Annotated in this window: 14 protein-coding genes; all 14 read right to left on the bottom strand. The window is 43.8% G+C overall.

Annotated features, from left to right (window positions below):
* On the bottom strand, window positions 1-1,275 hold the full coding sequence (gene hisIE, locus ABUA31_RS00640) for a bifunctional phosphoribosyl-AMP cyclohydrolase/phosphoribosyl-ATP diphosphatase HisIE (RefSeq protein ID WP_082419752.1): 1,275 nt from the start codon (window positions 1,273-1,275) through the stop codon (window positions 1-3).
* A gap of 17 nt (window positions 1,276-1,292) precedes the next feature.
* The gene (gene hisB, locus ABUA31_RS00635) at window positions 1,293-1,895 is read right to left on the bottom strand and encodes an imidazoleglycerol-phosphate dehydratase HisB (RefSeq protein WP_015534907.1); all 603 of its coding nucleotides are present in this window, start codon (window positions 1,893-1,895) and stop codon (window positions 1,293-1,295) included.
* A 37-nt stretch (window positions 1,896-1,932) separates the two neighbouring features.
* Window positions 1,933-3,225, bottom strand: a complete 1,293-nt coding sequence (hisD, locus tag ABUA31_RS00630; RefSeq protein WP_349818346.1) for a histidinol dehydrogenase — start codon at window positions 3,223-3,225, stop codon at window positions 1,933-1,935.
* A 214-nt stretch (window positions 3,226-3,439) separates the two neighbouring features.
* The gene (gene hisG / locus ABUA31_RS00625; protein WP_349818345.1) at window positions 3,440-4,090 is read right to left on the bottom strand and encodes an ATP phosphoribosyltransferase; all 651 of its coding nucleotides are present in this window, start codon (window positions 4,088-4,090) and stop codon (window positions 3,440-3,442) included.
* A 58-nt stretch (window positions 4,091-4,148) separates the two neighbouring features.
* Window positions 4,149-5,399 carry an ATP phosphoribosyltransferase regulatory subunit gene (gene hisZ, locus ABUA31_RS00620; protein ID WP_022216494.1) on the bottom strand — a complete coding sequence of 417 codons (1,251 nt, stop codon included), beginning with the start codon at window positions 5,397-5,399 and terminating at the stop codon, window positions 4,149-4,151.
* A 132-nt stretch (window positions 5,400-5,531) separates the two neighbouring features.
* Entirely contained in the window at window positions 5,532-6,065 is a 534-nt protein-coding gene (locus ABUA31_RS00615) for a Holliday junction resolvase RecU (RefSeq protein WP_022216495.1), read from the bottom strand.
* Window positions 6,066-7,070, bottom strand: a complete 1,005-nt coding sequence (locus ABUA31_RS00610) for an RluA family pseudouridine synthase (protein ID WP_055273008.1) — start codon at window positions 7,068-7,070, stop codon at window positions 6,066-6,068.
* 6 nt (window positions 7,071-7,076) lie between these two features.
* Window positions 7,077-7,646, bottom strand: a complete 570-nt coding sequence (locus tag ABUA31_RS00605) for a hypothetical protein (RefSeq protein WP_349818344.1) — start codon at window positions 7,644-7,646, stop codon at window positions 7,077-7,079.
* Between the two features lie 60 nt (window positions 7,647-7,706).
* On the bottom strand, window positions 7,707-8,474 hold the full coding sequence (locus ABUA31_RS00600; RefSeq protein WP_015534903.1) for an SDR family NAD(P)-dependent oxidoreductase: 768 nt from the start codon (window positions 8,472-8,474) through the stop codon (window positions 7,707-7,709).
* The gene (locus tag ABUA31_RS00595) at window positions 8,471-9,856 is read right to left on the bottom strand and encodes an RsmF rRNA methyltransferase first C-terminal domain-containing protein (RefSeq protein ID WP_349818343.1); all 1,386 of its coding nucleotides are present in this window, start codon (window positions 9,854-9,856) and stop codon (window positions 8,471-8,473) included. Before ABUA31_RS00595 ends, ABUA31_RS00600 begins: the two co-directional genes overlap by 4 nt.
* Window positions 9,857-9,867: 11 nt before the next feature.
* A complete protein-coding gene (locus ABUA31_RS00590) occupies window positions 9,868-10,671 on the bottom strand; it encodes a GTP pyrophosphokinase (protein ID WP_022216499.1) in 804 nt (267 codons plus the stop codon).
* Between the two features lie 27 nt (window positions 10,672-10,698).
* Window positions 10,699-11,517 (bottom strand): tetratricopeptide repeat protein, encoded by an 819-nt coding sequence (locus tag ABUA31_RS00585; protein WP_015534900.1) that lies wholly within the window; start codon window positions 11,515-11,517, stop codon window positions 10,699-10,701.
* A gap of 186 nt (window positions 11,518-11,703) precedes the next feature.
* Window positions 11,704-12,882, bottom strand: coding sequence for a phosphoribosylaminoimidazolecarboxamide formyltransferase (locus ABUA31_RS00580; protein ID WP_015534899.1), 1,179 nt, complete (start codon window positions 12,880-12,882; stop codon window positions 11,704-11,706).
* A gap of 26 nt (window positions 12,883-12,908) precedes the next feature.
* On the bottom strand, window positions 12,909-13,622 hold the full coding sequence (locus tag ABUA31_RS00575) for an IMP cyclohydrolase (protein WP_022216500.1): 714 nt from the start codon (window positions 13,620-13,622) through the stop codon (window positions 12,909-12,911).
* Window positions 13,623-13,646: the final 24 nt, after the last annotated feature.

Below are 13,646 nucleotides of genomic sequence, written 5' to 3'. Positions count from 1 at the left end.
CTATCTTCTGTCAGCCAGTTCTTCTGTAATATCTTTCCAGCTGATTCCTCTCTCTACCATCAGACACATGAGATGATAAAGGAAGTCAGATATTTCATATTTTATATCCTCTGAATCAGGATTCTTGGCAGCTATGACTATCTCCGTAGCTCCCTCACCGACCTTCTTCAGGATCTTGTCAATACCCTTGCCGAACAGATAATTGGTATAAGAATCATCTCCTGGCTGATCCTTTCTGTCGCGTATGGTATTGTATACCTCCTCGAATACCTTCATAGGATTGGTATCATTGTACTCCTTTCTCACCAGATCTGTAAAGAAACAAGTACGGCTGCCTGTATGACACGCAGCTCCTATCTGTGACACCTTGGCAAGTATGGTGTCCTTGTCACAGTCTATCGTAAGAGATTTGACAAACTGATAATGACCGGATGTATCACCCTTGGTCCACAGCTCATTGCGGCTGCGGCTCCAGTATGTCATGCGCCCTGTTCTGATGGTCTTCTCATACGACTCCTTGTTCATATAAGCGACCATGAGCACTTCACCGGTCTTATAGTGCTGTGTAACACATGGAATAAGTCCATCCGAATTGAGTTTGAACGCCTCAAAAGGCATGGACGATTCAAACAGATCCACATCTATATTTGCCTCACGGCAATGCTGTTTAATCTCCATTATATCCATCTTCTGGAGATTGTACAGAGAAATTGATTCAGCATTTGTCTCATTGAGCATCTCTGCCACAGCTTCCCCGTTAGTGGAATAGGTAGAAACTATAACAGGAAGTGCAACATTTTCTCTTATGGATTTTACTATATCCAGATATTCCGGCACCATGTTGTTGTGAAGCAGCAGAAGTTCTCCCGCTCCAAGCGCCTTCAGTTTTCTGGCATATCCGACAGGATCATCACACTCACTAAGATCTATAGTACAGATTATTCGCTCTGAACCAAATCTGTCAGAAGCCTCTGTGACAAGCTCCGGCGTGTTCAGCGCCGCAGATTTCATACATACCTTGGATGCACCTGCATACAGAAGCTTCTTGACATCTTCAAGCTCCCTCACACCGCCACAGGCAATAAGTGGAATATCAACACTGTCACATATCTGTCTTATAATGGCAACATTGGGTTCTCTGCCATCTTTTGTTGCCTTGCTGTCAAAATAAGCTATCTCATCAGCTCCGGCATCATTGTAATATTTTGCCATCTCGACCGCATTGTTCAGATCCAGACATGGAATTATCTTTTTGCAGATCATATCATTATCCATAGTGAACCAGCACCTCCTTAAAGTGTGCCCTTGGTAGAAAGCACCTTTCCGTTTAATCTTCTGTCATAAGTTGTCGCCTCATCAAGAGCCTTCGCAAATGCCTTGAATGCGGCCTCTATGATGTGGTGATCGTTCTCCCCTGAGAACTGCTTAATATTGAGATTCATCTCAGCAGCGTATGATACTGCATAGAAGAATTCCTTGACCATCTGTGTGTCGAAGTATCCAACCCTCTCTGTGCGGAGGTTCAGATCATAGACAAGATATGGTCTTCCCGACAGATCTATGGCACACATTACGAGAGTCTCGTCCATCGGCAGGAAGAAATTGCCAAATCTCTTGATGGCCTTCTTGTCTCCAAGAGCCTCCTTGATGGCCTTGCCCAGCACAATTCCCACATCCTCAATGGTGTGGTGACAATCCACATACAGATCTCCCTTGACTGTAACGTTGAGATCAAAGAAACCATGCTTCGCAAAACTTGTGAGCATGTGGTCAAAGAAACCGATTCCTGTGTCGATCTTTGACTGTCCTTTTCCATCTATATTAAACTCGAGGGTTATGTCTGTCTCGTTTGTCGTTCTTGTACATTTGGCGATTCTAGCTGCTTTCTCTGCCATATCCCTGTCTCCTTCCCATATTCTATATCATTATGTCTTATTTTTCAAATCTTACTGCTATTGAATTGGCATGTGCTGTGAGCTGCTCAGCCTTGGCAAATGCTTCAATGTCAGTGTGAACTGCCTCAAGTGCCTCTCTTGAATAGTAGATTATGCTGGATTTCTTGATGAAATCGTCTACTGAAAGCGGTGAGAAGAACTTTGCTGTACCGTTTGTTGGAAGTACATGGTTAGGGCCTGCAAAGTAATCTCCAAGAGGCTCTGATGAGTATTCTCCGATAAATATAGCTCCAGCATTCTTCACTCTTGTCATCACGTCAAATGGATTGGCTGTGACGATCTCGAGATGCTCTGATGCAATGTCGTTGACAGCATCTATGGCATCGCTCATGTTGTCTGCAAGAAGAATATATCCGTAATTGTCTATAGACTTTCTCATTATCTCTTTTCTTGAAAGCTCATCGATGAACTTGTCAACCTGAACTGATACCTTCTCGGCAAGCTCCTCTGATGTAGTCACAAGTATGGCTGATGCCATCTCGTCATGCTCTGCCTGTGACAGCAGATCTGCAGCCACGTATCTAGAATTGGCAGTCTCATCGGCAAGTACCATTACCTCTGATGGGCCGGCTATGGAATCTATGCTGACATGTCCGTATACGGCACGCTTTGCAAGAGCGACAAATATGTTTCCAGGGCCAACTATCTTGTCAACCTTAGGTACTGACTCTGTTCCGTATGCAAGGGCAGCTATAGCCTGCGCGCCGCCTGCCTTGTATATCTCATCCACTCCTGCTTCCTTTGCTGCAACGAGTGTTGTGGCGTACACCTCACCCTCAGCATTACATGGAGTTGTCATGACTATCTTCTCAACGCCTGCAACCTTTGCCGGCATAACATTCATCAGAACTGATGAAGGGTAAACAGCCTTTCCACCCGGAACATAGACACCTACAGATGCAAGTGCTGTAACCTTCTGTCCGAGAAGAGTTCCATTTGGCTTGGAGTCAAACCAGCTATACTGCTTCTGCTTCTCATGGTACTCCCAAATGTTCTTCTTGGCTTTTCTGATAACGTCAAGGAGCTCAGGGCTGACCTGTGTATATGCGTAGTCTATCTCTTCCTGTGTAACCTTGACATTTTCTGCTGTTATATCTGCCTTGTCGAACTTCTTTGTGTATGAGAAGAGTGCGGAATCACCGTTATCTCTCACATCGTCAACTATTCCCTGTACAGTCTCTGCATAGTTACCGAAATTACTTGGACTTCTCTTCAGAAGATTCTTCAGAAGATCCTTCTTTGTCTCTGCGTTAAGCTTTACGATTCTCATCTCTGTTATGCCTCCGTGTGATTATCAATTTGTTATATCATAGGTCGTCGTGCGTGAGCGCGATGACATGCGCATGCCTCAGCGTGCTTCATTATATCATGATTCGCACCTACGGTGCTTTCCGTTGCTTTCGCAACTATCATGATCCAATTCGCCGCTCGCCAATCATGCAAGCATGTTGGCTCACTTGCGCTCATTATATCATCTATATATGCTACTTGTTCTCTTCCTTTATAAGTCTGTTGAGATCTTCCAACAGCTTGTGTATCCTCTCATTCTCCATCTTGAGACTTACCTGGTTCACAACCATGCGGGCTGAGAGTGGACAAATTTCCTCAAGCACCTCAAGTCCGTTCTCCCTGAGTGTGCTTCCTGTCTCAACTATATCTACGATCACCTCTGAAAGTCCAACTATAGGAGCGAGCTCCACTGAACCATTGAGCTTGATTATCTCAACTGTCTGGTGCTTACGGTTGTTGAAGTAATCCTTTGCGATCACCGGATACTTACTTGCAACTCTTATGATCTCATTCTTCTTGAGAAGCTCTCTGGCAGATGCCGGTCCGCATACACACATGCGGCACTTTCCGAAACCGAGATCCATGACCTCATACAGGTTTCTTCCCTCCTCAAGTATTGTGTCCTTACCTACAACGCCTATATCGGCCGCACCATATTCTACATAAGTAGGAACATCTGTGGCCTTTGACAGGAAGAACTTCATCTTAAGCTCCTCGTTCACAAATATAAGCTTTCTTGTGTCGGGATCCTTCATCTCCTCACATGTTATACCTATCTGTTCAAGCAGCGTAAGTGTCTTTTTTGCAAGTCGCCCCTTAGCAAGGGCAAATGTTAAATATCTCATCTCTCCATAACCTTTCATCTAATTCAATCTATTCTCAATCAAGCCGTAAAAGTTTCTTCTATAAATTGCCATCCCACTTGGAGTGTGATCGGCTTATCAGATCGTATGCCACCGCATCGCCTGACTGTTCAAAATATATAAGGCCTGAGAAATGCTCTCTACCCGCATACTCGATATAGTCATCAACCGATTTCTTCTGTGACTTTCTTATGAGCTCTATCTTGCGTCCCTCACTTCTGAGCTTCATACCAGCCTTGATAGCCTTGCCCTGATTCTCTATATCATAAAGGATGATCGTGTTTGAATAATCCACATCTATGTCTATATTCTGTCTGTTCATGGCCATTATGAGCTCCTCAACAGTGAAGGCAAAACCGATAGACGGTGCATCCTTTCCAAACTGCTTGAGAAGATTATTGTAACGGCCGCCCTTGACAACAGCATCACCGGTTCCATAAGTATATCCGCGGAATATGATTCCTGTATAATAGTTGTATCCGTCAAGCATACCGAGATCAAAGCTTATGTGATCCTGATATCCGTAGCACTCAAGAGCTGCATACACTCTTCTGAGCCTCTTCACAGCCTCAAGTGATGTCTCATTTGACACATATCCCTCAGCCTTGTCAAGCATGGATATTCCGCCGAACAGAGAATCAAATGCAACAAATGCTTTCTTAAGAGAGTCACTTATATCAAGTGCATCCACATACTCCTCAAGTCCGAAAAAGTTCTTGATATGGATGTACTCTTTTATCTGATCCTCCTCGTCCTCACTGATACCAGATTCAGCAACCAGACCCTTGAAGTAGTCTATCTGGCCTATCTCTATCTGGAAATCACTGATCCCGATCTCGTTGAAGCAGTCTATCACAGTTGCGATTATCTCAGCGTCAGCAGCGGATGAATCATCATTTACAAGCTCGGCACCGATCTGTGTGACCTCCTTGAGTTTTCCCTGAAGCTTGAGTGTGTTTGTATAGGTATTGCCTGTATAGCAGAGTCTGACAGGAAGTTCCTCATCTGCATAATACTTTGCAACACATCTCGCTATTGAAGGTGTTATATCCGGCCTGAGCACCAAAGTATTGTTGTCCCTGTCAAAGAACTTGTACATCTCATTGGAAGGTGCTGAACCCTTATCTCTGTTAAATATATCAAAAAACTCAAATGTAGGTGTCTCTATATCGTGATAGCTGTATAACTCCAGAATATGATGGAGTTCATGCATAACCTTTCTCTTCTTCTTACATTCTACATCGTAGGTGTCTCTCACTCCATCCGGGGTCTGTAACAGTTTGTCCTGCATAATCATATCTCCTTGTCAATTAAACTTTGCCATGCTTCACGTTCTTTATTTTTACTTTATCACATTAAAGTGATAATTTGCTACTTTGGTAGCATGTCAACGTGCACATTATATTAAAGCGGATTGTATTTGTCAACCTCTATCATCAAGATCCCTGCTTAGAGGTTCAAGATAATGTACCAATGCACCACCCTTGGCTCTTATAAAGAAATTGGGATCAAGTTCATTGTACTTGAAGTTGTTGGCATGCCCATTCTGGACTCTCTCAAGATACCCCTTAAGCTCCTCGAATCTCATATAATACAGTTCATTTCGTCCCGAGAACATTATGATAAGAAAGCTTACACCGTTCTGTCTCTCGAAATCCTCCATGAACCTTATCTGATGCTCATGAATGTTACGCATTGTAAATGTATCAGTGGCACATTCCTTTGCATCGAAACATACCGGAACTCCCTGGACAACACCTATATAGTCGACGGTTGAATCCTTCTCGAAATACGCCAGGGTGATCTGGCTGCTGTCCTTGTCAATCTTTATCGGCGTGATAGGTGTCGGGATCTTCTGGACCAGCGCGAGGTTCTTCTGTCTGTAATATTCATTTGTGTTGTTTATCATATCCTCCAGTGTGGAGCCACGAAGCCCTCGCGAATTCCATGTAGCCATCTATTCAAACAAATCCTTTTCTATTCTTTTATACATATCAGGCTTGAATGCTGAGAAGCTCTTGCCCGTCAGATAATCCAGTCCACCGACAACATCGGTAAACTCCACCTCGCCGCAGTGCAGAATCTGGTTTCTAAGCTTGTATGTCTGTCTGAAATGTATGTTTGTCTCCCTGTCACCATACTTCTGGTCACCGATCACCGGATACCCCATGTGCTGGAGCTGTGCCCTTATCTGGTGAGTCTTACCCGTTATGAGCTTTACCTTAAGCTCTGTATATTTTCCATTTGTTCTGACCGGCTGGAATATGGTATGGATCTTATCATAGCCCAAGTCCCCGGCAGCCCTGCGTATCTCCTCCACACTGTCACGTATTGTCACAGTGTTCTTCTTATCATCCTTCACGAGATATGCCGTAATATCCTGCGTCTCTGTCATATTTCCCTTGACTATGGTGTAGTAATATTTGTCTATGCGTCTCTCCCTTATGATCCTCGAAAGCTCCTGACTTCCCATAAGTGACACTCCACACAGAACAAGGCCGGAGGTATTCCTGTCCAGCCTGTTGCATACAGAAGGCTTGAAGGTTCTGAGCTGAGTCTCAGTTATATACTCATTGTCAAGCAGATAATCGATGACACTCTCATTGATCGAGTAATCGTCCTTCGATGCCTTCTGTGACAATACACCCGCCGGTTTATTGACTATAAGTATGTTGTGGTCGTGATATATGATCTCCGGTTTAAACCTGTTTCCACCTGTGGAAGCACCGGCTCTCACGCTGTCATCCCTGAATGATTCTATGGTCTCATCCGACAGATAGAGCTGTATCACATCCCCAACATACACGATCTCATTTCCAACCGCCTTGCCATTATTAAGTTTTATGTTTTTCTTTCTTATCATCCTGTAGACGAAGCTTGAAGGAGCCTTGTTAAGGTACTTCATGACCAGCTTGTTAAGCCTCTGGCCGGCTTCGTTCTTTGAAATAACTATCTCTCTCATTTTTTTCTATATTCCCAGCTCATATAATCTGTTTCTGATCTTCTCATCGGCACCGACAAATTCATCTGAAGGTGCTTTGATCTTCTCGGCCTTTGCCACAAAACCATCAATGTCTGTGGCTATGATCACAACATATTTTTTCTGGTCTGCCAGAGCCTCTGTAATGATCTTCTTGAGCGCTGCCTCATCAGGTATCTTTTTGCCATATCCACCATTGTAGTAAAACAGCATTCTGCCATCTCTTATGACCGCAACAGGGAAATACACTATTCCCTCATACCTGCTTATCGACACATCATATACAAGTGACGGATCTCCAAAGTATGATAACTTCTCAAGTTTAGCGTACTCATCCTTCGTGAGTTCCTTGAACCCTGCACACATTATGTATGCCACAAGCTGTTTTGCAAGCGGCAGGGCGACGAGTATCGGTATGACTATAAATACAGTCTTTCTTGTGTCAAACATAGCCACAGTAAAGAATACTCCGGCTATAACAAACAATCCAAGTACAATGATACTTATAAGAACATTTCTCTTATGCCTGTTCATGTATCCGTGTTGTCCTTTTTCCATATCATCCTCCATTTATCTCTGGTCTGGCTGTAGAGCTATGTCCGCCTGCAGCCCATATATCTACTTCATAAATCTGATCAGCAAACTGTGAGGCAGGTACTTGCTCACAAGTCTGAACGCCTTCATAAGCGGCGAATACACCGATATATCGCTCATATAATACGCGTCAAACAGTGCCTTTTTTACAACCTTCACAGGATCTGCTCTTAGAATCATCTTATACGGCTTGGACTTTGTGTACTTCTGCGCAACATCGAAGAACTCTGTCTTGACAGGTCCCGGGCAGACAGCCGTAACAGTTATCCCCTTTTCCTCAAGCTCTCTGTTAAGTGCTCTTGAAAAGCTCAGCACCATTGATTTGGATGCCGCATATATAGCAAATGATGGCTGAGGCAGAAAAGCTGCAGATGAAGCAAGATTGATTATATTTGAAGGGCCTGACATATATGGCAGAGATATATGTGTTATGGCAGCCAGCGCCCTGCAGTTGAGATTCAACATTCCAGTCACGTCGTCCACTGTCATATTCTCAAAATGGCCTGCTATTCCGTATCCAGCTGCATTTACAAGTACTCTTATTGATGGAGCCTGTCTCTCAAGAAGATTTCTGTAAAACTTGATATCAGTCTCATCGGTTAGGTCAAGCGCAAGTATCCTTACAAGCTTTCCACTTACCGCGTTTATCTCGGTCTTAACCTCAGCAAGCCTGTCTTTTCTCCTTGCTATAAGCCATATCTCGTCGATTGTCCTGTATCGCTGTGCTATCTGAAGTGCAAATTCTCTTCCAATCCCTGAAGATGCTCCTGTGATTATCGCTACCTTTCTCATGACATCATCCTCCATCCCGATAAATATTTGTTTTTTAATACTCCTCTGTTGTTCTTGGCCCACCCGAGCGGATATCCATCCACGCAGACAAGCACATACCCATTCTCTATATCCTGATCATCTTCCAGCTCGACGGTCTCTCCCTTTAAATACTTTATGACCCTTATGTCATCCGCCGAAAAACTCACAACATTGTCAAACTGATCTGACTTGAGATACATCGCAAGTGACTGACTCGGTTCAAATCTGTTCTTCTTGACCTCACCGAGGAACAGTCCATGCCTCAAAAGCCTGAGTCCCTTAACATCAGGCATTCCCTCTGATATATAATAAAGTCTTCCCTTATTTTCCTCTATCCTGTCTGTCTTTATACCCGCAGACTCAGATACATGCTTTATAAATGCGATGAAATCCTCATCCGGCCTGTACGACTTGAACGAGTATGTTGAGTTTCCTCTATATGAGTCATCCTGATCCTTTTCAAACAGAGCTATGAAATGACCTTCGCCCTTCACATGATGAGGCCACAGTCTTGAACATTTCACAAGCTCAGGATTGCCGGTCTCTCCCCAGGCCGGATTGCCGTCATCAAATTTCTCATATTTAGGGAAATCCACAAGATGCATACTGTCATCTATCGACAGCAGATACTCCACCGACCTCTCATCCTCCTCGGGGGAAAATGTACATGTGGAATAAAGCAGCTTTCCGCCCGGTTTCAACATCTTGCACGCTTCATTTAATATTCCTCTCTGCAGTCCGGCAAAAAGTTCAGTTCCGTTGTTCTCCCATGCAGTCATCATCGATGAGGATTTTCTGAACATGCCCTCTCCGGAACACGGTGCATCTATAAGTATCTTATCGAATGTACCCTCAAATGCCTTTGACAGATTATTTGGAGGTTCACTTACCACACACATGTTTCCTATTCCGAAAAGTTCCAGGTTCTTCAGAAGCGCCTTGGCTCTCGAGTTGCTTATATCATTGGATATAAGTATTCCCGTGCCATTAAGCTTCGCCGCAAGCTCGGTGGATTTGCCTCCCGGTGCCGCGCATATATCTAGTACCACATCTCCATCCTCTATATCCAGAACGCTGGCAGGTGTCATGGCACTTGGCTCCTGTATATAATAGAGCCCCGCATAATAGTATGGATGCTTGGACGGCGTATACTTCCTGTGATCATAGTAAAAACCATTCTTAGTCCACGGAACAGGCTCCAGCTCGAAAGGACTTATCTTCAGAAAGTCCTCCACGGATATCTTGGATGTATTCACCCTGATTCCATGATACATATCACTGTCAAAACACTTTATATAATCCTCGTATTCATCGCCAAGCTGTATTCTGATCCTCTCGTCAAACGCCTTTGGTAAAGCCATAACAAACTCCTTTATCTTACGCTCTGGGCCTTGTAACCCTCAGCTATTATGTCAAGCTGCTTTGCAAAATTCTCAAGCAGCTCCATATCATCCTTCTTATATATAGAATAAAACTCATCCTGAATCTTCTGGATCTCTCTTGGATTTCCCACCTTGTACAGATTCTGGATGTTAACAATGATCTCCGAAACTATATTCGCCTTGATATTGAACGAATTCTGTGCATCCATGATCTCTCCGCGGACATATGACATCTCCCTGTCAAGTGCAACGGTGGCATCCGCAGCGTTCTTGAGCTTCGCCCTTATGTCCTCTGGAATTCCCTTCCTGTACTTGTACTGCAATGAATGTTCTATGGTTGCCCAGAAGTTCATCGCCATTGTCCTTATCTGGATCTCCGCCTGTATGGTGGTGCATCCATTTACCGTATATACATCGTAATCAAGTATGATGTGATAGCTCTGATAGCCGCTGGCCTTGGCATTTGCTATATAATCCTTCTCCTCACGTATCCTCATGTCCTGTCTGCCACGTATAATCTCAACCACCTTGCTGATATCCTCGGTGAACTGGCACATGATCCTGATTCCGGCTATGTCATCCATCTCCTCAACGATCCGGTCCATAGGAATATTCTTCTTCTGAAGCTTATCGATAATACTGGAGACCGTTTTCACCCTTCCGGTCACACTCTCTATAGGTGAGTACTTTCCCATACTCTTGTACTGCATTATTATGTGGTTGAACTTCACGAGAAGCTCATCAACCGCCTGCTCGTAAGGAGACAGTATCTCCTTCCAAAGCTGAATCTCCATATAAAATAACTCCTCCCAATACAAATACTACTGTGACACTCTTGTGCTCAGGAATGTATACTCCTTCTGTCCTTTCTCATAATCCGGATACTCAGACACAAGCTGTCCCGCTATCTCATAAGCCTTATCGTAATCCTCGTTCTTCTCATAATATGTTATCTCAAGCATCAGGAGCTCTTTTCTGTATATCTTGTCTCCACTGTCAAGTCCATTTGTAATATATGCGATCGCAGACTCCATATCACCGTTATTCAGATAATATGAACCGTACATGGCATATACATACGAGTTGAATCCAAATGTCTGGACATATTTTTCATAGCTCTCAAACATCTTATCGGACTCATCAGTAACTGCGTAGCATGTTCCTATGTACATATAAAGCTCCGGATATGTCTCCGCCTGCTTCAGAAGAACATCGAGAGCACCGCCATAATTTCCCTGTGAGAAATCACTGAGTGCAGTTGCCAGTTCCTTCAGATCTTTTACATTTGATCCGGTAAATGAATCCTGTATCAATTCGTTGTATGTATTTGCGGCCTCTGTGTACTGCGCGCTCTTGAGATACGCATCAGCCAGATACAGCTTTATATTCTGATCCTTTTTCTTTGAGAACAACTGATTCTCTGCCAAGGCATTGTCAAATGAATCTATTGCCTCCTGATACGAACCTGACTTGTAATATTTTACGCCCTGATCGTAAAGTTCATCCTTCTGTGACACTATTGCCGATATAGCGTATGAGATCAGCAATACAGCCACACACGCAAGTATCACCAATGCAAAAATTAGTTTATAGTTGATCTTTCTTCTCTCTTTAAATATGCTGCGTTTACGTCTAGACATATGTTATCTCCTTTGAATCACAGTATTTTTATTACACGGCATAGCTACCGCAGTTTATACATCATTTTATATTAGCACAATCCAACAAATATATAAAGTAAAAAAGCGGCTTTGCTGATTTTCATCAGCAAAACCGCTCTCAATTCTTCTATAAATACAATATCTGACGCCGACAGGTCTGGCAGATTAGTGATGGAATAATCTGATTCCTGTAAATACCATGACCATATCGTACTTGTCAGCACACTCGATAACAAGATCGTCACGAACTGATCCGCCAGGCTGTGCAATGTACTTGACACCGCTCTTGTGAGCTCTCTCTATATTGTCTGAGAATGGGAAGAATGCATCTGATCCAAGGACAACATCTGTGTTCTGCGCAAGCCATGCCTTCTTCTGCTCTGCTGTGAACACCTCAGGCTTAACCTTGAATCTCTTCTGCCACTCGCCTTCCTTAAGAACGTCCTCATACTCATCACCCATGTATACGTCGATGGCATTGTCTCTGTCGGCTCTTCCAAGTCCGTCAACAAACTGAAGTCCCATAACCTGTGGTGACTGACGAAGGAACCAGTTGTCTGCCTTCTGTCCTGCAAGTCTTGTACAGTGGATTCTTGACTGCTGTCCGGCTCCGATACCTATAGCCTGTCCGCCCTTTACATAGCATACTGAGTTGGACTGTGTATACTTGAGTGTGATGAGCGCGATCTTCATATCGATCTCAGCCTGCTCTGGAAGATCCTTGTTCTTTGTAACAAAGTTTGACAGAAGATCCTTGTCGATCTTGAGCTCATTTCTTCCCTGCTCAAATGTAACACCGTATACCTGCTTTCTCTCGATCTCAGCAGGAACATAGTTCTCATCTATCTGGATGATGTTGTAATTTCCCTTCTTCTTTGCAAGAAGAAGTTCCATAGCCTCATCTGTGTATCCAGGAGCGATAACACCATCTGATACCTCTCTCTTGATAAGGCGTGCTGTGTCTGCGTCACATACATCTGAAAGTGCGATGAAATCGCCGAATGATGACATTCTGTCAGCACCTCTTGCTCTTGCATATGCGCATGCAAGTGGTGAGAGCTCTCCGAGATCATCTACCCAGTAGATCTTTGCAAGTGTATCTGTAAGTGGAAGTCCAACTGCAGCGCCTGCTGGTGAAACATGCTTGAATGATGTTGCTGCTGGAAGTCCTGTTGCCGCCTTGAGTTCCTTTACGAGCTGCCATCCGTTAAATGCATCAAGGAAGTTGATGTATCCAGGCTTGCCGTTTAAAACCTTAACAGGAAGATCACTGCCATCCTCCATATATATTCTTGATGGCTTCTGATTTGGATTACAACCGTACTTTAACTGAATCTCGTTCATGATCATATATCTCCTTTATTCTTTAATTACTTATTCTTGTTCACGATCTTTGTCTCATACTCACCTGTTGCGATGTCAATATATCTGACGAACAGTGACACCTTGTTGTCCTCATTGAGGCTGTTCCATACCTTGTCTGTGAACTCATCGATATCACCGGATATCTTAACCCACTTTGGCTCACCCTCAAAGCTTGGGAGCGGATTACCATCATGCATATATGTGTGAATGAAATGTCCCTCACCGGCTACAGGGTTCTCGTATGAGAATGTGTATCTGTTATTTGCAGCAGGGTTGCCGTTGTTGCTCTTAAGTATGGACATTGAATAGTCGAACACACCATTCTTTATGTGCATGACACCTGAGATTCTAGGTGTGTAGTTAGGGCCGTCAGGCTCAAACTGTCTGCTTCTGAGTGACTGCTCAAATGTGAGCTCATCGTCAAGTCCGTCATATATAGTGTCTGTCTGATCGCCATTTGTAACTATAGTCTTGTTGCCAAGAACTCTTACAGGTGCATAGATGATAAGGCTTGGATCCTCAAGCTTTGATGGATCAAACGCCTCTGTTCTGATTCCTTCGCCCTCTGTCACAAATACTCTGTTACGGCTGTTTGAGCTTCTTCCCATGATGAAATAAGCTGTCACTGCCTTCTTACCATCCTCGGACACACCGATAACGATTCCGCGTCCTGGATATGCATTTTCGCTAAGTTCCTTCTCAAGTGATAACATTTCCATTTTCTGTTATACCTCCATGTGTTT

This window comes from Coprococcus sp. RTP31081st1_H1_RTP31081_211007, from assembly GCF_040227275.1.
Classification (GTDB): domain Bacteria; phylum Bacillota; class Clostridia; order Lachnospirales; family Lachnospiraceae; genus Coprococcus; species Coprococcus aceti.
This window is presented reverse-complemented; position numbering and strand designations above follow the sequence as displayed.

Excerpts from the sequence above, each read along its gene's own strand:
- ABUA31_RS00600 (WP_015534903.1), bottom strand. The coding sequence starts at position 8,474 with ATGAGAAAGGTAGCGATAATCACAGGAGCATCTTCAGGGATTGGAAGA.
- hisZ (WP_022216494.1), bottom strand. The coding sequence starts at position 5,399 with ATGCAGGACAAACTGTTACAGACCCCGGATGGAGTGAGAGACACCTAC.
- hisIE (WP_082419752.1), bottom strand. The coding sequence starts at position 1,275 with ATGGATAATGATATGATCTGCAAAAAGATAATTCCATGTCTGGATCTG.
- ABUA31_RS00605 (WP_349818344.1), bottom strand. The coding sequence starts at position 7,646 with ATGGAAAAAGGACAACACGGATACATGAACAGGCATAAGAGAAATGTT.
- hisD (WP_349818346.1), bottom strand. The coding sequence starts at position 3,225 with ATGAGAATCGTAAAGCTTAACGCAGAGACAAAGAAGGATCTTCTGAAG.
- ABUA31_RS00590 (WP_022216499.1), bottom strand. The coding sequence starts at position 10,671 with ATGGAGATTCAGCTTTGGAAGGAGATACTGTCTCCTTACGAGCAGGCG.
- ABUA31_RS00575 (WP_022216500.1), bottom strand. The coding sequence starts at position 13,622 with ATGGAAATGTTATCACTTGAGAAGGAACTTAGCGAAAATGCATATCCA.
- hisB (WP_015534907.1), bottom strand. The coding sequence starts at position 1,895 with ATGGCAGAGAAAGCAGCTAGAATCGCCAAATGTACAAGAACGACAAAC.
- ABUA31_RS00580 (WP_015534899.1), bottom strand. The coding sequence starts at position 12,882 with ATGAACGAGATTCAGTTAAAGTACGGTTGTAATCCAAATCAGAAGCCA.
- hisG (WP_349818345.1), bottom strand. The coding sequence starts at position 4,090 with ATGAGATATTTAACATTTGCCCTTGCTAAGGGGCGACTTGCAAAAAAG.
- ABUA31_RS00595 (WP_349818343.1), bottom strand. The coding sequence starts at position 9,856 with ATGGCTTTACCAAAGGCGTTTGACGAGAGGATCAGAATACAGCTTGGC.
- ABUA31_RS00615 (WP_022216495.1), bottom strand. The coding sequence starts at position 6,065 with ATGGCTACATGGAATTCGCGAGGGCTTCGTGGCTCCACACTGGAGGAT.
- ABUA31_RS00585 (WP_015534900.1), bottom strand. The coding sequence starts at position 11,517 with ATGTCTAGACGTAAACGCAGCATATTTAAAGAGAGAAGAAAGATCAAC.
- ABUA31_RS00610 (WP_055273008.1), bottom strand. The coding sequence starts at position 7,070 with ATGAGAGAGATAGTTATTTCAAAGAACGAAGCCGGCCAGAGGCTTAAC.